The sequence below is a fragment of the Salinivibrio sp. ML290 genome, assembly GCF_001995695.1.
GTDB classification, from domain to species: Bacteria; Pseudomonadota; Gammaproteobacteria; order Enterobacterales; family Vibrionaceae; genus Salinivibrio; species Salinivibrio siamensis.
Window position 1 is genome coordinate 91,116 of the sequence record NZ_MUEY01000008.1, and the last position, 16,579, is coordinate 107,694.

Sequence of the window (16,579 nt, forward strand, 5' to 3'; positions counted from 1 at the left end):
AACAAAAAAAATGCTGACCGAGGTCAGCATTTTGTCGAAATTGTTGGCGTCCGCTTACCAGCCCGCAAAAGCGACAAGAAAAAAGGTCGCGAGCAAGGCACCAGACAACGCAGCATTGAGGATGAACAAATGGCGCACTTTGTTGCATTTGCCCACGAATATTTCATCGTGATGATGGAGATACTCCTGACTACGAATGTACTGGTACAAGCGCTTTTGGCGCGAGATATCGCCTTGGGGTGAGAGTGAGAAAAAGTTGTTATCTCCGCGACAAATTTGCTGATAAAGCAGCGGATTCGCGTCGCGCAACATTACAACGAGCGCGCGCAGTGAAGACAGGTAGCGCGCGAAATTAACCAGTGTGACGGTAAAAACTGCCACGATTAGGATATCACCGTTCATAGACCTCTCCCTCCGCTACGCCGGATAGCGCTCAGAGGGAGAGGTAACCAGATTACTGCCCTGCTGAGCCGTCCATCACTGACGTAGACTCTTCAACCGCCATCGATGCCAAGTCTTTGTCAATAAAGAACAGTGCCTTGCCATCTTCGCCGACTAACTCGATCTTATCGAGTATGCCTTTAAACAGCTTCTCTTCTTCATGCTGCTCCGCTACATACCACTGCAAGAAATTGAAAGTAGAATAATCTTGTGTGGTAAACGCAACGTGCGCCAAGCTGTTAATTTTTTCCGTAATCAAGCGCTCGTGTTGATAGGTTTCGCGAAACACTTCGCCCAGTGATGCGAACTCATGACGCGGTGCGTCAATCGAACCCAAAATAGGCATCGCCCCTGTCTCACTGACGTACGTAAAAAGGCGCTGCATATGCTGCATCTCTTCTTGTGCGTGCTTATGCAGGAATCGCGCGGCTCCTTCGAAGCCTTGATCCTCACACCAAGCGCTCATTTGTAAGTATAGATTTGATGAGAAAAACTCCAAATTGATCTGCTCATTGAGCCTGTCAACCATGGCAGGTGCTAGCATATAAAACATCCTCTTTATTTGGGGTTAGCTGCCATTCTGACCAGCAGCACGTTGGTTTTCAAGCGGATCACGCCGACTAACCGCAWCGAGACCGAGTCTTGTATCGAATTTATGACTCGTGTCATCGTCGAGTTGTTGATCGGAATGCGATCACAGTGACTGTTTTTTATACGCAAGCTCGCTAAACTGCGATGACAGCCAGATAGAAAAAGGATAACCCTATGTCATACAAGCATATTTTGGTTGCTGTCGATTTGTCAGATGACAGTGAACGCCTGCTCAAGAAAGCCGATGCCTTAGCCAGTGCCCTCGACGCCCAACTTTCCTTAGTCCATATCGACGTTAATTACGCCGAGCTCTACACCGGGCTCATCGACATTAACTTGGTCGAGTCGCGTAACCGTGTGATTGAAGAAGCGCAGCAAAAGCTGAATCAACTGGCCAGTGACGCGCAAAGTCCAGTGACACATACCTTGGTCAGCAGTGGCGATCTTGCCGAGGAAATCACTGAATCGATTCAAAATATGGGGATCGATCTGGTCGTGGTCGGCCATCACCAAGACTTTTGGAGCTCGTTGCTCTCCTCCACCAAGCAGTTACTCAATAAAACACCGGTGGATCTGTTGATGGTGCCTATCCGCGACTAACAGAACCACTTTCTTCCCCCGCGAAGGCGGTGATTCCGCCTTCTTGCTGCCATCATCGCTTTATCTGCTACCCACACCAGGATGAACCGATTGCGTCCCCGCGATGAAACGGTACACTGCCCTTTTTACCACTTTATCGAAGGAACCGAAGTCATGGGGTATCTTAGCGGCGTCACACTGCTGTGGGCCTTTTCATTTAGCCTGATTGGCGTGTATCTCGCCGGCCAAGTAGACAGTTATTTTTCTGTGCTGATGCGCATTGTATTGGCTGGACTGGTGTTTTTGCCCTTTTTGCGCCCTCGCCAAGTACGCCCTGCCTTTGCCGCTAAATTGATGCTGGTCGGTGCATGTCAACTCGGCATTATGTACTGCTTTTTCTATCAATCCTTTTTATTTTTGTCGGTGCCAGAGGTGCTGCTGTTTACCGTCTTTACCCCACTTTACGTCACCTTGATTTACGATGCCTTAAAACGCCAGTTTAGCGCGTGGTATCTCGTCACTGCCGCGGTTGCAGTGCTTGGCGCCGTGGTGATCCGCTATGCGACCGTCAATCCTGACTTTTTAATCGGCTTTTTGGTGGTGCAAGGTGCGAACCTGTGCTTTGCGATTGGCCAAGTTGGTTACAAATACCTGCTTGAGAAAGAGCAAACTCAGCTGCCTCAGCATGCGGTCTTCGGTTGGTTTTATCTTGGCGCCTTAGTGGTGGGTGTGCTGGCTTTTGCCTTGCTGGGCAACAGCAACAAGCTGCCCACGACACCCACCCAGTGGGGTGTATTGATTTATCTAGGTACTATCGCCTCAGGACTGGGGTATTTCTTTTGGAATAAAGGTGCGACGCTGGTTAATGCGGGGGCACTCGCGGTGATGAACAACGCCCTGATCCCAGCCGGCATTGTGGTCAATGTACTGATTTGGAATCGCGAGGCAGATCTCATGCCATTACTCAGTGGCGGGGTGTTGATTTTAGCTGCGCTGTGGTTTAACCAAACCTGGGTCAAACGCCACGTTGCCGCGCAACGGAGTGCCGCCCAACGGAATGCTGCCCCACGGTAGGCCGCCCCACGGCCTCTGCCACCCAAACACAAAACAGGCAGGGAAATCCCTGCCTGTTCACTTATCCGAGAGAGAAGACGCGATCAGATAAAGGCAAACGCGTCTGAGTAAAGGTGATCGCGGCTCACGCCACGCTCTTTGCAGAACATGTCACGCGCCACACCCGCCATTTCAAAACGGCCAGCGATATAGATGTCGTAAGCGCCCAGGCTGACAAAATCTTCCATCACCGCTTCCAATACATTACCCACTTTGCCGCGCCACTCGCCTTCGGCTTGCTCCACCACTGGCATAAAGGTGATATTGCTGTGTGACTCAGCCAGTGCTTGCAGCTCATCATGCGCATAGAGCTGACAAGGGGTGCGGGCGCCCCAATAAATAAAGATCGGAGACTGTATACCTTGGCTAATACAGTGATCGACCATGCTGCGCACGTAAGAAAAACCAGTACCACCGGCAATCAGCAGCAAAGGACGCTCGCTCTCACGTAGCCAAGCATCACCGGCAGGCTCAGTAATTTCAAAGTCCGCTTGACCACTTTCTAACGCGGCTTTGGCCTTTTCAACCACTTCTAAGGCAAACGGGTTTTCATCTGCCGCGCCAACGTGCAGCTCAAGCTCTGCACCCGCTTCGCGACATGGGCTGCTTGCCAGCGAAAACGGGCGCTTATCTTTTTCACCCATCACCGCCATCACGTATTGCCCCGGCTGATAGCTCACCGCCTGCTGCGGCTTTAGGATAATGCGGTAGGTGTGACACGCCAACGGCTCAACGGCGGTCACTTCACATAGTATCGACATTCTGTTCCTCTGTTTGTTATTGCTACAGCCGATGAGGTTATTAGAGGCGGCATCACTACCGCCTTTGGCTGTGTTTGTATCGTTAATGGTGAATGCTAGCGCATTCCAATAGGATTAGTCTAAGATCCCTAATTCATCCCAAATCGCGTCAACACGTGCGACGACCTCTGGATCTTTAGCAATAGGCGTCCCCCACTCACGGTCGGTTTCCCCTTGCCATTTATTGGTGGCATCGAGGCCCATTTTCGAGCCGAGCCCAACCACGGGAGAGGCAAAGTCAAGCGAATCAATAGGGGTATTATCCACCATCACGGTATCGCGCGACGGATCCATACGCGTGGTTATTGCCCAGATCACGTCATTCCAATCACGCGCGTTGACGTCGTCGTCACACACTATCACAAACTTGGTGTACATAAACTGGCGCAAGAACGACCACACGCCCATCATCACCCGCTTGGCATGACCGGGGTATTGTTTTTTCATGGTTACCACCGCCATGCGATACGAGCATCCTTCAGGCGGTAGGTAGAAATCGACAATCTCTGGGAACTGCTTTTGCAAAATCGGCACAAACACTTCGTTGAGTGCCACACCTAAAACGGCAGGTTCATCCGGTGGACGCCCCGTGTAGGTGCTGTGATAAATCGGTTTTTTGCGCATGGTCAGATGCGTCACAGTGAACACATGGTGACGCTCAACCTCATTGTAATAACCGGTATGATCGCCATACGGCCCTTCATCCGCGTACTCATTAGGGTCGATATAGCCTTCCATCACAATTTCCGCACTGGCCGGTACATCCAAGTCGTTGCTGATACATTTGGCCACTTCGGTTTTACTGCCCCGTAATAAGCCGGCAAACGCATACTCGGACAAGGTATCCGGCACGGGCGTCACCGCGCCTAGAATGGTGGCAGGGTCAGCACCATAGGCCACGGTCACTGGGAAAGGTTCATTGGGATGGGTTTGCATCCAATCATGCAAATCTAACGCGCCACCGCGATGGGCCAACCAACGCATGATCACTTTGTTTTTGCCAATCTTTTGCTGGCGATAAATACCCAAGTTTTGCCGCTTTTTGTTAGGGCCACGCGTGATTGTCAGTCCCCAGGTAAGCAAAGGTGCCACATCACCCGGCCAACAGCGCATCACCGGAATGGTATCCAGATCGACCTCATCGCCGCTCAGCACTACCTCTTGGCAACGAGGGCGGCGTACGGTTTTCGCCGGCATGTTGAGCACTTGGCGAAAAACGGGCAGTTTATCGAGTGCATCACGAAAGCCCTTGGGCGGCTCTGGCTCTTTGAGATAAGCAAGCAATTTGCCGACTTCACGTAGCTCGAGGACGTCGTGACGCCCCATTCCCAAAGCAACACGCTTGGGGGTACCAAACAGGTTCGCTAGCACCGGCATGTCATAGCCCACGGGATTTTCAAACAACAGTGCGGGACCACCAGCTCGTAACGTGCGGTCGCAAATCTCGGTCATCTCAAGATCGGGATCAACCGGCTGGCTAATGCGTTTTAGCTCGCCTTGGGTTTCAAGATAGTCAATAAAATCGCGCAAATCGGAAAGTTTCATATCAGGCTCAAGGGGTTAATGGTCGCCTCTATGATACCAAGTTAAGCGGTATCCGGATCGGTAAAGGCTCGACATTAGCGCGACGGTAACGCAGATGCAATGTGCTGTTGGCCAAGCGGTCCGAGCTGGTCTTGTAATCCGCTCAACCAATCCCCCTTGCCCGCTTCCACCAGCAGTTGTGCCACTTCTTTACCTTGACGCAACGACAGCTGTGTTAGCAAAAAGTCGGCAACGGGTGCAGGTAACGGCGACAAATTGGCCAGTTGTCGAATCGCCGGTCCTCGCAGCGAGGGGTTGTCAGCCGCCGCCATCATTTGCCGCAGTGCAAAGGGATCAGTTCCCCGCTCACGCAGCGCGTGCAAGGCCGCAAGGCTATACTGATCGGTGCCTCGGCGCCACAATCGCTCATACAGCGCAGAACGCTCAGTGGCTTGTGCCAACGCCGCCAAAATAGCATTGTCGGGCATCCACATTAGGGTCGGGTCATTGAGGTACTGATCGGCCAAATACGCTAAGCCATCGGCGTCATAATCGGCAATCATGGTCACCAAGGCGTCACGGCGTTGACGATAGTCGGGCTGATCGGGGTCAATCCATTCGGCCATCACTAATTGGCGATAGCTCAATAGCATGCCGAGCTCTTGGGTTAATTGCTGCTGACGATAGCGATTTAGCTGCTTGCGGGCCGCGGCGGCATAATGAAATGCTGGCGTGGTCACCCAGTAACCATCTTGTTGATGACGCAATAAGAAGTGCGGCTGCTGCTGACTTAAAGTAGCAAGGTACTCACGCCACTTGTCGTTATCAAGCCGCAGAGGCGAAGAAAGCAGCCGATATAAGGTCGCTTCTCGGGTGAGCGGCGGCAGTTGTCGGATGTGCGACTCAAGCGCGCTGATCTCGCCATTGGCTTGGAGGGTAAAGGCAGTCCGCATGGCATCTATCGTGCTCGCTTTATCTAACACTTGCTCGATAAAAGGCTGAGTCACAATTTGGCCCTCTGTCGCTGGCGCGTTGGCCGACACAGAGAGCGAGAAAAGGCCCACTAGGCCTAGGCCAATCCCTAATAACTTGATGCGAAAACGTCTTGCCATCCGTTGCAATCCTATCTTCGGTGCCACGCGTCCTGCGTCACCTTTCCTTGGTGACAATGATTGTGCGAGCTCAGTATCAACGGGGCAATAAAAAAGCACTGCGAATGCGCAGTGCTTAACATTATTGCGTTATCAGTTACGAGTTTTGCCGACGCATGGCGTCAAAGAACTCATTGTTGGTTTTGGACATCGCCAGTTTACCAATCAAGAATTCCATGCCTTCCAGCTCGCCCATCGGGTGGACGATTTTGCGCAGGATCCACATTTTTTGTAGTTCATCGGGCTTGGTCAGCAACTCTTCACGACGGGTACCAGAGCGGGTGAAATCGATGGCAGGGAAAACACGTTTTTCAGCAATCTTACGCGACAGGTGTAATTCCATATTACCCGTGCCTTTAAACTCTTCGTAGATCACTTCGTCCATCTTCGAGCCTGTGTCCACCAGCGCAGTGGCAATAATGGTCAAGCTGCCACCTTCTTCCACATTACGCGCCGCACCAAAGAAACGCTTAGGACGGTGCAAGGCGTTGGCGTCAACACCACCGGTCAATACTTTGCCTGACGACGGTACAACCGTGTTATAAGCACGCGCCAAACGGGTAATCGAGTCCAGCAAGATCACCACGTCTTTTTTGTGCTCCACCAAGCGCTTGGCTTTTTCGATAACCATTTCAGCCACTTGCACGTGACGGTTCGCTGGCTCGTCAAAGGTTGACGCGACCACTTCACCCTGTACCAAGCGCTGCATCTCGGTCACTTCTTCTGGGCGCTCATCAATCAAGAGCACCATCAGTTCACAATCCGGATGGTTGAACGCGATGCTTTGCGCAATGTTTTGCAGCAGCATGGTTTTACCCGCTTTTGGCGGTGCCACAATCAAGCCACGTTGCCCTTTACCAATCGGCGAGGCTAAGTCGAGTACACGGGCGGTGATGTCTTCGGTGGAGCCATTCCCACGTTCCATCACCATGCGCTCGCTGGCGTGCAATGGGGTCAAGTTTTCAAACAGGATTTTGCTGCGAGCATTGTCTGGCTTGTCACTGTTAACTTGGTTAACTTTTAATAGCGCAAAGTAGCGCTCGCCGTCTTTTGGCGGCCGAATTTTACCCGCGATGGTATCGCCTGTGCGCAGGTTAAAGCGACGAATTTGGCTTGGCGATACATAAATGTCGTCCGGGCCGGCCAAATACGAGCTGTCTGCGCTGCGCAAGAAGCCAAACCCGTCTTGAAGAATTTCCAGTACGCCATTGCCAAAAATATCTTCACCGCTTTTTGCGTGCTGTTTGAGGATCGAGAAAATGATGTCCTGTTTACGCAAGCGAGCCAGGTTTTCAAGTCCCATGCTTTCGCCAAGCGCAACCAGCGTCGAGACGGGTTGAGTCTTCAGTTCGGTAAGATTCATAGTGGTGAGTGTCTTGTTTGTCAAAGTTGAGGTCTGAAATTAGTTAGCGTGTCGAGACCAGTGGTATGTTCGAGAGATGAACAGAAGTACAAATTCCGTGCAATAAGGTAGCACCTAAATGGGGTATCGTCTAGTTAGCAGAAAAACAACCGCCGCTGAGAGGCAGCGACGGTTACTTTAGCATTAGAGGTTGGCGTCAAGAAACTCTTTCAACTGAGTTTTTGACACTGCACCAACCTTGGTTGCTGCTACGTTGCCATCTTTAAAGAGCAGCAACGTTGGGATACCACGGATGCCGAACTTAGGCGGTGTACCTGCGTTCTGGTCAATGTTCAGTTTTCCGATGGTGACTTTACCTGCGTATTCTTCAGCGATTTCGTCCAGGATTGGCGCGATCATTTTGCAAGGTCCACACCATTCTGCCCAAAAATCTACCAATACAGGCCCTGCAGCTTTTAGAACGTCTGCTTCAAAGCTGTCGTCGGTTAGCTGCATAATTTTGTCGCTCATCTTCTACTCCAATACATGTTTTTGTTACTGGCTAAATTGCGACCAGTAAATTATGGGACTATTTGACTGGATTCGCTTCCGTATTGCAAGCCTAAGCTGATATTCTATCCGGATGAAAATGACGCATATCACAGAGCAGAAATTTGCCGAGCTCGGCTTGCACGCCGATGTTCTTAAGAGCTTGGAGGCCAAAGGGTTTACTCAATGTACCCCAATCCAAGCCTTGGCATTGCCGGTCCTGCTCACCGGCCAAGACATTGCAGGACAGGCGCAAACGGGGACAGGCAAAACCCTGGCGTTCCTGGCTGCGACGTTTCATCACCTCCTTACAACCGATGCCCCTGCATCGCGTAAAAAGAATCAACCGCGTGCCATCATATTAGCTCCTACGCGTGAATTAGCGATTCAGATCTATAATGATGCGGAGCCGCTATTAGCCAATACGTCGATCAGCGCAGGACTTGCCTATGGTGGCGAAGGCTACGACAAACAGCAACAAACACTTGAACAGGGTGTCGACATTTTAATCGGAACCTGTGGTCGAATCATCGATTTTTACAAAAAGAAAGTGATTGATTTGCATGGTATTCAAGCCGTAGTGCTTGATGAAGCCGACCGTATGTTTGATCTCGGTTTTATCAAAGATATCCGCTTTTTGTTTAACCGCATGCCCGCCCCCGATCAGCGCTTGAACATGCTGTTTTCGGCGACCTTGTCGTATCGCGTTCAAGAACTGGCCTTCGAGCACATGACGAACCCAGAGCATGTGGTGGTCGAGCCCGAACAAATTACCGGCCATCGCATCAAAGAAGAGTTGTTCCAGCCATCGAACAAGGAAAAAATGCCGCTGCTGCAAACCTTGATCGAAGAAGACTGGCCTGAACGCGCGATCATTTTTGCCAACACTAAGCATCGCTGCGAATCGATTTGGGCGCATCTAGCCGCCGATAACCACCGTGTAGGCTTGCTTACGGGTGACGTGCCGCAGAAAAAACGGGTTAAAATCCTCGAACAATTCACTAATGGTGAGCTGGATTTGTTGGTGGCGACTGATGTCGCGGCGCGCGGCCTGCATATTCCGCAGGTGACCCATGTGTTTAATTATGATCTCCCAGACGACGCACAAGACTACGTGCATCGCATTGGCCGAACGGGGCGTGCAGGCGCCAGTGGTAGCTCCATCAGCTTTGCGTGTGAAGAATACGCCGTCAATCTCCCCGCGATTGAAGAATACATCGAACACAGTATTCCAGTCAGCGAATTTGACCGCAGTGCACTGCTAAAAGATTTGCCGCCGCCGAAGAAAATGGCCAAGCGCCCCAATACGCAGCGTCGCAGCAACAACAAAGGTGGCGGAAATAACCGTAACCGCCAACGTCGCCGTCCGCAAAAGTCGGCATAAGGTTTAACGGCACATAGGTCAGAGCGCATCATGAGTGGTCACGGACATCCCACATCGACCCCGTCGCTGTACGCCGCGATTGATTTAGGCTCCAACAGCTTTCATATGCTGGTGGTGCGCCAAGTGGCAGGCAGCGTGCAAACTCTCGCGAAAATTAAGCGAAAAGTTCGTCTCGCCGCAGGCATGGACGACCAACAACAGCTAAGCGACGAAGCCATGCAGCGTGGCTGGGATTGCTTGGCCTTGTTCGCCGAGCGCCTGCAAGATTTCAACACCGACAATATCCGTGTCGTCGCCACGGCGGCTCTACGTCGCGCAAGCAACGCGGATGCGTTTTTAGCCCGAGCTAACAAACTGCTTGGCCACCCGATTGAAATCATTTCGGGGGAAGAAGAGGCGCGTACCATCTACCAAGGGGTCGCGCATACCTCTGGCGGAGCGGGCAAACGCTTGGTGGTCGACATCGGTGGTGCCAGCACCGAGCTCATCATCGGCGAGCAATTTGAGCCTACCTTACTGCAAAGCCTCAATATGGGCTGTGTCACCTTTTTAGAAGACTATTTTGCCGATCGCGTGCTCAATCAATCGGCGTTTGATACCGCGATTGCCGGCGCCAAAGCCGAGTTAGCCCCGCTGATTGCGCAGTATCGTGCGCTCGGTTGGGACTGCTGCGTAGGTGCCAGCGGCACCGTGCAGGCACTGCAAGAGATCATGGTCACCCAAGGCATGGATGAAGTGATTACACTCGATAAACTGCATCGTTTGCGCGATCAAGCCATCGCCTGTGGGCAAATGGACGCATTGGATATAGAGGGGTTGACGTTAGAACGTGCGCTGGTGTTTCCAAGCGGCTTATCGATACTGATCGCCATTTTCGAGTGCTTAGAGGTGACACGCATGACCCTAGCGGGTGGGGCGCTGCGAGAAGGCTTGGTGTATGAAATGATGACCGCGATGCGCCATAGCGATATTCGTGCCCGCACCATTGCCAGCATCCAGTCGCGCTATCAGCTGGATGAAGCACACGGTATCAATGTCGCCGACACCGCCTTGGAGCTGCTCAATCAATGTCCGGCATCCTGGGTACCTGAGCCGGAAGCACAAAGCTTGCTCCATGCCGCCGCCTGCGTGCATGAAATTGGTTTAAGCATTGGCTTTAAACAAGATGGTGATCATGCCGCGTATTTGATCACCCATCTCGATCTGCCCGGCTTTACGCGAGCACAGAAACAATTAGTCGCCACCTTACTCCGCTACTATCGAGAGCAACTGGTGCTCATTGATGGCCAGCACGCGCTGTCTACCACCAGCGCCAATCGTCTGTTGCGCCTGCTGCGAATTGCGGTGATCTTATGCCATCGACGCGACAGTCGCGTCCGACCGATGCTAGCCCTCACTGCCGAGGAGGATGCCCTTACCCTCCACTTGGACACCACATTACTCGAGGCCAGCCCCTTGTTGCGTGCCGAGTTAGAGCAAGAGGCCTTGCGCCAATCAAGCCTTGGGTTGCCCCTAGTGGTGCTCACTGACGAGACTCGCATCTAACACCGGCGATGAATAAAAAAGCCCGCACCAGTGATGATGCGGGCTTTTTTTATTGAAGATCTGCGACACTACGCGGTGGTGATCCCGCTATGACGCAATAAGGCGTCAGGGCTTGGTTCGCGACCTCTAAAGCGCACAAACAAATCTTTCGGTGCCTCACTGCCGCCACGGCTGAGAATATGATTCAGGAAGTCCTCGCCGGTGTCGCGGTTAAAGATCCCTTCTTCTTCAAAGCGCGAGTAAGCATCGCTCGATAGCACTTCTGCCCATTTATAGCTGTAGTAGCCTGCACTGTAGCCACCGGCAAAAATATGGCCAAACGCGTGCGGGAAACGGTTCCACTCAGGCGCGGGAACCACAGAGACCTGCTCACGCACCGCACTGAGTGTTTCCATGATCCGCGGGCCGACCTCAGGGTCAAACTCGCTGAACAAACGGAAGTCGAATAAACTGAACTCAAGCTGGCGCAACATCGCCATCGCCGAATTAAAGTTCTTCGCGGCGAGCATTTTTTCTAGCATGTCTTCCGGTAAGGCTTCTCCCGTTTGGTAGTGCCCCGAGATAAAGCTCAGTGCCTCTTGCTCCCAGCACCAGTTCTCTAAAAACTGGCTTGGCAGCTCAACCGCATCCCAAGGCACACCATTGATCCCTGACACATCCGCCACGTCGACTTGCGTCAACATATGGTGAATGCCATGACCAAATTCGTGGAATAAGGTCACTACTTCGTCATGGGTAAACAGCGCAGGGTCATCGCCCACTGGTGGGTTAAAGTTGCAGGTTAAATACGCTACTGGCGTTTGTAGCTCACCGTCTGCTTGACGACGACGAACGCGACACTCATCCATCCATGCGCCGCCACGTTTGTTTTCTCGTGCATACAAGTCAAGGTAGAAGCTACCGCGCAGGGTGCCTTGGCTATCATGAATATCATAAAAGCGCACACTGTCATGCCAGGTGTCGATGCCTTTACGCTCGGTAATCGTCATGCCAAACACACGATGCATCACTTCAAACAAGCCGGAGAGTACACGTGCTTCAGGGAAGTAAGGGCGAAGCGCTTCGTCAGAGATGGTGTAGCGTGCTTGCTTGAGTTTTTCACTGTAATAAGGGATATCCCAAGGCTCGAGGGCATCAACCCCAAACTCTTCTTTGGCATAGGCTTTCACTTCCGCGAATTCACGCTCGCCTTGTGGGCGCGCTTTATCGACCAGATCATTCAAAAAGCCCATCACCTGGTCTGGGGTTTCCGCCATTTTCGTGGCGAGGGATAGTTCACTGTAGTGATTAAAGCCAAGTAGACGTGCTAACTCATGCTTGAGGCGCAGCGACTCGTTCATCAGCTCAGTATTGTCCCACTGCCCCGCCTGCGGCCCGCGATCAGAGGCGCGCGTGGTAAAGGCTTCGTACATTTCCTGACGCAGCGCTCGATTATCACAGTACATCATGACGGGCAGATACGAAGGGATATCCAGGGTAAATAAGTAACCTTGTTGCGACTTGCTCTCGGCTTGCGCTTTTGCCGCGTTGCGCGCCGATTCGGGTAACCCCGCTAAGTCACTTTCATCGCTAATCAGCTTGCTCCACCCCATGGTGGCATCGAGCACATTGTTGCTAAACGATGATGACAGCTCCGACAACCGCTTTTGAATCTCACCAAAGCGGTGTTGCTGGTCGGCTGGCAAGGCAATTCCGGACAGTTCAAAGTCTTGCAGCGCATCGTTAATCGCTTTTTGCTGTGCCACATCGAGGGCGGAAAACTCAGCACTGTCTTTCATCGCTTTGTATGCTTGGTATAACCCCTTGTGCTGACCACGCCAGGTGGAGTATTCCGACAGTAACGCCAGGCAGCTTTCATACGCCTCACGCAATGGCTGACTATTGACCACCGCATTCATATGGCTCACCGGTGACCAGATGCGGCCAAGTCGATCTTCCGCCTCTGTGACAGGCACACTGACCGAATCCCAGCTGGGTTGCTCAGTCGCCGCCGCGGCATCTACCGCTTGGCGACAGTCAGCAATCGCGGCTTCCACTGCTGGTTTGACATGCTCTGGCTTAATGGCGGAAAACGGAGGTAAATCCTCAAATTGAAGAAGCGGGTTGGACATAGTGCCTTCCTTTTTGCTGATAAGGCGCTCGCATCGCGAGCCCCGGGCAGATAAGTAACCTTATCTATATGCCGTCTCTCTCTACGCTTTTCAATCCCTCCCCGTTTAGCGGGGTGTATTGCGAGCGTTACAAAATGATTCTGAGACTGCTGCCGCACTGTCGGTTTGGTATGCTATGTCTGTAGGGGTCAGAGATAGTGGCTTTACAAGTGACACCAAACACGACAAGCTGACCTCGATATCAATGCCAGTGGCACCCAGTGCCTATAAGATGGAGAAAGACATGGCGAAGCATTTCGACTACATCTGTATCGGTGGCGGCAGCGGCGGTATTGCCTCAGCCAACCGTGCCGCGATGCACGGTGCTAACGTCGCCCTTATTGAAGCAAAGCACCTTGGTGGCACCTGCGTAAACGTAGGCTGTGTCCCTAAAAAAGTCATGTGGCACGGCGCTCAAGTTGCCGAAGCCCTTAACCTTTACGCATCAGACTATGGCTTTGATGTGGACGTGAAAGGCTTTAATTGGTCGACCTTAGTGGATAACCGTGAAGCCTACATTAGCCGCATTCATAAGGCTTACGACAACGTTCTGGGTAAAAACAATATCGATGTCATTCGTGGTTTTGCCCGCTTTGTCGATAACAACACGGTAGAAGTGGATGGCGAGCACTACACCGCCGATCACTTTCTGATTGCCGTGGGGGGCACTCCCACTATTCCGAACATTCCAGGCGCAGAGTTGGGGATTGACTCCGATGGCTTCTTTGCCCTCCCCGAGCAACCTAAACGCGTGGCCGTGGTCGGTGCGGGTTACATTGCGGTCGAAATCGCCGGCGTACTGCATGCCTTGGGCTCTGATACCCACTTATTTGTGCGTAAAGACCGCCCATTACGCACCTTCGACCCTATGGTCACCGACACCTTGGTCGAGGTAATGGAAAAAGAAGGCCCCACTCTTCACACCCAACATGTCCCCGTGTCGGTCACTGAAGAAAGTGATGGTAGCCTGACTCTGGCCTTTGAAAACGGCACCACCCACAACACGGACACCCTGATCTGGGCGATTGGCCGTCACCCGACGACCGATAAAATCAACCTCGGCGCCACCGACGTGCAGACCACGGCCGATGGCTACATCAAGGTTGACCCCTATCAGACCACCAGCGTCCCACACATTCACTGTGTCGGGGATATCATGGATGGCGGGATTGAGCTGACGCCTGTCGCCGTCAAAGCTGGACGTCTGCTCTCAGAACGTCTGTTTAACGGCCAAACGCATGCCAAAATGGACTATGATTTGGTTCCCACCGTGGTATTCAGTCACCCACCCATTGGCACCATTGGTTTGAGCGAACCAGAGGCGCGTGCCAAATACGGCGATGACAATATTAAAGTCTATACCTCCAGCTTTGCGGCCATGTACACCGCCGTCACTCAGCACCGTCAACCCTGTAAGATGAAACTGGTTTGCGCGGGCGATGAAGAAAAAGTGGTCGGTCTGCACGGTATTGGCTTTACCGTTGATGAAATGATTCAAGGTTTTGCGGTAGCGATGAAGATGGGCGCCACCAAAGCGGACTTTGATAGTGTGGTCGCGATTCACCCCACCGGGTCAGAAGAGTTTGTTACCATGCGCTAAACCGCGCGAAATGGGCTCACATCAAAACGCCGTGTTCAACACGGCGTTTTTTATTGGTCACTCGCGAGCATGATGAGACAGGCGATTAGTGAGTGAGCTGCGCACAAAATCGTGCTAAGCCTTCTTTAATGTCCGCTAACGCAGCAGCGGCTTGGTCGGCGGCCTCTTGCTTTGCCGCTTGCTCGAGCGTCAATGCTTGCTGATGCAGCTCGAGCGCCGCTAAATTGCCAGCGCTGCCTTTCATTTTGTGCGCTTCGCGCGCCAAGGCGGTGTAGTCGGCGTTAGCAAGCTGCTTTTCCATGCTTGGCAGTTGTTGCTCACTTTCTTCAACAAATATACTGCAAGCCTCATCAAGAAGCGCCGGGCTATCCATTAGCCGGCTTAAGGCTTCTTCTTTATCCCAAACCGATACATCGGCTTTTCCTTGATTGACACTCATGATGGACCCTTTGTACTGATAGACCTATGTGCCACGGGGGCGGATTGATGGCTTTGTCGCCACCTTGTTTCTAATCGTTACTAAGCTTAACTGTCTACGTCTAGCACATTGAGAATGTCGCTAAACTCAGGCTCAATCATGCTCGCTTTTCCCCCAATTCATAACAAAGAAGTGAGTGCAGAACATGATGGATATGTTGCCTTGGCTAATCGTTTCTGGCCTGATTGTCTCAGTGATCACCGGACTACTGACCGTACTGATGGTAAAAGGCCTCGACTAAGCCCTTCAAGGCTCCTTAGTTCGCTATGGAGCCTTTATTTTTCCTTCCTTTTTTTGCCTTTCTTTTTTTCTTTGTTCGCTTTTTTGCCCTTTTTGTCTTTCTTGTCCGCTTTATTCTTGGCTTTTTGCGCTTTTTTATCCCCGTCACTGGCAAGAGGCACAGGGCGACAGAGATAACCTTTTTCACTGGCGACTCGCGCACACTTACTGCAAGCCGCTCGCGGTGGCGTGGTAATCGATGCGAGCGCACTTAAGTTGGCCTCAACCTCACCCCGTCGCCATTTGCACAAAGACTTAGCCATTTACGCCTCCGCACTTAACGCTGCGTTGATATACATGTCAAAGCGGTTCTTCTTGGTGGTAATACTAGAGTGTGGTGGCGTTGCCGCCAAGGGCTCAGCATAATCTGGACGCTTAACCACTACGCGGCTACGCGCGAGCTGGCACGCAGGCGCTAACAAGGCATCGGCGTCCGTGTCAGCGCCCACCAAAGCTTGGAACACACGCATTTCTTTTTTCACTAAGGCTGCTTTTTTCTTGTGGGGATACATAGGATCTAAATAGACCACATCAGGTCGTTGTAGCCCAGGGGTCTGCGCCATATCGGTAAGTGCTTGCTCACTACTGGCATGCAGCAGTGTCATGCGCGATTGCATCCATGTACCAATCTCACTGTCTTGATAGGCGCGCTGTAGCCCATCGTCGAGCAATGCGGCGACCACTGGATGCCGCTCAATCATTTGCACCTGACAACCTAAGGATGCTAATACGAACGCATCACGACCCAAGCCAGCCGTGGCATCCAACACCCGTGGCGTGACGCCTTTGTTGAGCCCCACCGCCTTCGCGATTGCCTGCCCTTTGCCGCCACCGAACTTACGCCGATGGCCGACCGCACCGCCAACAAAGTCGACATACACAGCGCCTAACTTAGGCTCATCCTGTTTGCGCAGCTCAAGGCGTGTCGTGGTCATGATCAACGCAAATGACGAATCAGGTGTGTGTGTAAGTGACCACTTGCTTTTTAGTCCCTCAAATTGCTCGGACTTGTCAGGGGCGTCGCAAATCAAACTGAGTTGCACATTGGCTCTC

At 52.3% G+C, this 16,579-nt stretch carries 15 protein-coding genes and 1 pseudogene; 5 read left to right on the plus strand and 11 right to left on the minus strand.

The window, feature by feature from the left end; all coding sequences use genetic code 11:
- Positions 1-54: 54 nt before the first annotated feature.
- Positions 55-402, minus strand: a complete 348-nt coding sequence (locus BZG23_RS09405) for a universal stress protein UspB (RefSeq protein ID WP_077578171.1) — start codon at positions 400-402, stop codon at positions 55-57.
- 52 nt (positions 403-454) lie between these two features.
- Positions 455-985 (minus strand): non-heme ferritin, encoded by a 531-nt coding sequence (ftnA, locus tag BZG23_RS09410; protein WP_046074610.1) that lies wholly within the window; start codon positions 983-985, stop codon positions 455-457.
- Positions 986-1,206: 221 nt separating this feature from the next.
- Here ftnA and BZG23_RS09415 point away from each other — a divergent pair, with 221 nt between their 5' ends.
- Both BZG23_RS09415 and BZG23_RS09420 read left to right on the plus strand, forming a co-directional pair.
- Entirely contained in the window at positions 1,207-1,632 is a 426-nt protein-coding gene (locus BZG23_RS09415) for a universal stress protein (protein ID WP_046074574.1), read from the plus strand.
- Between the two features lie 153 nt (positions 1,633-1,785).
- A complete protein-coding gene (locus BZG23_RS09420; RefSeq protein ID WP_077606782.1) occupies positions 1,786-2,685 on the plus strand; it encodes a carboxylate/amino acid/amine transporter in 900 nt (299 codons plus the stop codon).
- Positions 2,686-2,768: 83 nt separating this feature from the next.
- On the opposite strand, the gene fre is transcribed toward BZG23_RS09420, so the two are convergent.
- The 5 genes and pseudogenes from fre to trxA form a co-directional block, all read right to left on the minus strand.
- Positions 2,769-3,485: an NAD(P)H-flavin reductase gene (gene fre / locus BZG23_RS09425; protein WP_046074576.1), complete on the minus strand. Its 717-nt coding sequence runs from the start codon at positions 3,483-3,485 to the stop codon at positions 2,769-2,771.
- A 144-nt stretch (positions 3,486-3,629) separates the two neighbouring features.
- A pseudogene (gene ubiD / locus BZG23_RS09430) lies at positions 3,630-5,069 on the minus strand (4-hydroxy-3-polyprenylbenzoate decarboxylase); the annotation flags it as partial.
- A 74-nt stretch (positions 5,070-5,143) separates the two neighbouring features.
- On the minus strand, positions 5,144-6,160 hold the full coding sequence (locus BZG23_RS09435) for a hypothetical protein (RefSeq protein ID WP_077606783.1): 1,017 nt from the start codon (positions 6,158-6,160) through the stop codon (positions 5,144-5,146).
- 136 nt (positions 6,161-6,296) lie between these two features.
- The gene (gene rho, locus BZG23_RS09440; RefSeq protein ID WP_077578169.1) at positions 6,297-7,562 is read right to left on the minus strand and encodes a transcription termination factor Rho; all 1,266 of its coding nucleotides are present in this window, start codon (positions 7,560-7,562) and stop codon (positions 6,297-6,299) included.
- A gap of 183 nt (positions 7,563-7,745) precedes the next feature.
- Complete coding sequence (trxA, locus tag BZG23_RS09445) at positions 7,746-8,072, minus strand: thioredoxin TrxA (protein ID WP_046074579.1); 327 nt, start codon at positions 8,070-8,072, stop codon at positions 7,746-7,748.
- A 112-nt stretch (positions 8,073-8,184) separates the two neighbouring features.
- On the opposite strand from trxA, the gene rhlB reads away from it, so the two are divergent.
- Together rhlB and gppA are read left to right on the plus strand one after the other, a co-directional pair.
- The gene (gene rhlB / locus BZG23_RS09450) at positions 8,185-9,474 is read left to right on the plus strand and encodes an ATP-dependent RNA helicase RhlB (RefSeq protein ID WP_077578168.1); all 1,290 of its coding nucleotides are present in this window, start codon (positions 8,185-8,187) and stop codon (positions 9,472-9,474) included.
- Between the two features lie 30 nt (positions 9,475-9,504).
- Positions 9,505-11,019 (plus strand): guanosine-5'-triphosphate,3'-diphosphate diphosphatase, encoded by a 1,515-nt coding sequence (gene gppA / locus BZG23_RS09455; protein WP_077578167.1) that lies wholly within the window; start codon positions 9,505-9,507, stop codon positions 11,017-11,019.
- 68 nt (positions 11,020-11,087) lie between these two features.
- Here the strand turns inward: gppA and prlC are convergent, their stop codons facing one another.
- Positions 11,088-13,130, minus strand: a complete 2,043-nt coding sequence (gene prlC / locus BZG23_RS09460) for an oligopeptidase A (protein WP_077578166.1) — start codon at positions 13,128-13,130, stop codon at positions 11,088-11,090.
- 283 nt (positions 13,131-13,413) lie between these two features.
- On the opposite strand from prlC, the gene gorA reads away from it, so the two are divergent.
- Positions 13,414-14,769 (plus strand): glutathione-disulfide reductase, encoded by a 1,356-nt coding sequence (gorA, locus tag BZG23_RS09465; protein ID WP_046074583.1) that lies wholly within the window; start codon positions 13,414-13,416, stop codon positions 14,767-14,769.
- Between the two features lie 85 nt (positions 14,770-14,854).
- Here gorA and BZG23_RS09470 read toward each other — a convergent pair whose 3' ends face one another.
- The 3 genes from BZG23_RS09470 to BZG23_RS09480 all read right to left on the minus strand — a co-directional run bounded on the left by BZG23_RS09470 (position 14,855) and on the right by BZG23_RS09480 (position 16,569).
- Positions 14,855-15,208 carry an Hpt domain-containing protein gene (locus BZG23_RS09470; RefSeq protein WP_052708052.1) on the minus strand — a complete coding sequence of 118 codons (354 nt, stop codon included), beginning with the start codon at positions 15,206-15,208 and terminating at the stop codon, positions 14,855-14,857.
- 314 nt (positions 15,209-15,522) lie between these two features.
- Positions 15,523-15,789, minus strand: coding sequence for a hypothetical protein (locus tag BZG23_RS09475; RefSeq protein WP_077606784.1), 267 nt, complete (start codon positions 15,787-15,789; stop codon positions 15,523-15,525).
- On the minus strand, positions 15,790-16,569 hold the full coding sequence (locus BZG23_RS09480; protein ID WP_077606785.1) for a class I SAM-dependent methyltransferase: 780 nt from the start codon (positions 16,567-16,569) through the stop codon (positions 15,790-15,792).
- Positions 16,570-16,579 lie beyond the last annotated feature (10 nt).

What these genes read in the sequence shown, in the direction of transcription:
- BZG23_RS09470 (WP_052708052.1), bottom strand. Translation starts at nt 15,208, where the DNA reads ATGAGTGTCAATCAAGGAAAAGCCGATGTATCGGTTTGGGATAAAGAA.
- BZG23_RS09415 (WP_046074574.1), top strand. Translation starts at nt 1,207, where the DNA reads ATGTCATACAAGCATATTTTGGTTGCTGTCGATTTGTCAGATGACAGT.
- ftnA (WP_046074610.1), bottom strand. Translation starts at nt 985, where the DNA reads ATGCTAGCACCTGCCATGGTTGACAGGCTCAATGAGCAGATCAATTTG.
- BZG23_RS09435 (WP_077606783.1), bottom strand. Translation starts at nt 6,160, where the DNA reads ATGGCAAGACGTTTTCGCATCAAGTTATTAGGGATTGGCCTAGGCCTA.
- trxA (WP_046074579.1), bottom strand. Translation starts at nt 8,072, where the DNA reads ATGAGCGACAAAATTATGCAGCTAACCGACGACAGCTTTGAAGCAGAC.
- rhlB (WP_077578168.1), top strand. Translation starts at nt 8,185, where the DNA reads ATGAAAATGACGCATATCACAGAGCAGAAATTTGCCGAGCTCGGCTTG.
- BZG23_RS09405 (WP_077578171.1), bottom strand. Translation starts at nt 402, where the DNA reads ATGAACGGTGATATCCTAATCGTGGCAGTTTTTACCGTCACACTGGTT.
- prlC (WP_077578166.1), bottom strand. Translation starts at nt 13,130, where the DNA reads ATGTCCAACCCGCTTCTTCAATTTGAGGATTTACCTCCGTTTTCCGCC.
- gppA (WP_077578167.1), top strand. Translation starts at nt 9,505, where the DNA reads ATGAGTGGTCACGGACATCCCACATCGACCCCGTCGCTGTACGCCGCG.
- fre (WP_046074576.1), bottom strand. Translation starts at nt 3,485, where the DNA reads ATGTCGATACTATGTGAAGTGACCGCCGTTGAGCCGTTGGCGTGTCAC.
- BZG23_RS09475 (WP_077606784.1), bottom strand. Translation starts at nt 15,789, where the DNA reads ATGGCTAAGTCTTTGTGCAAATGGCGACGGGGTGAGGTTGAGGCCAAC.
- rho (WP_077578169.1), bottom strand. Translation starts at nt 7,562, where the DNA reads ATGAATCTTACCGAACTGAAGACTCAACCCGTCTCGACGCTGGTTGCG.
- gorA (WP_046074583.1), top strand. Translation starts at nt 13,414, where the DNA reads ATGGCGAAGCATTTCGACTACATCTGTATCGGTGGCGGCAGCGGCGGT.
- BZG23_RS09420 (WP_077606782.1), top strand. Translation starts at nt 1,786, where the DNA reads ATGGGGTATCTTAGCGGCGTCACACTGCTGTGGGCCTTTTCATTTAGC.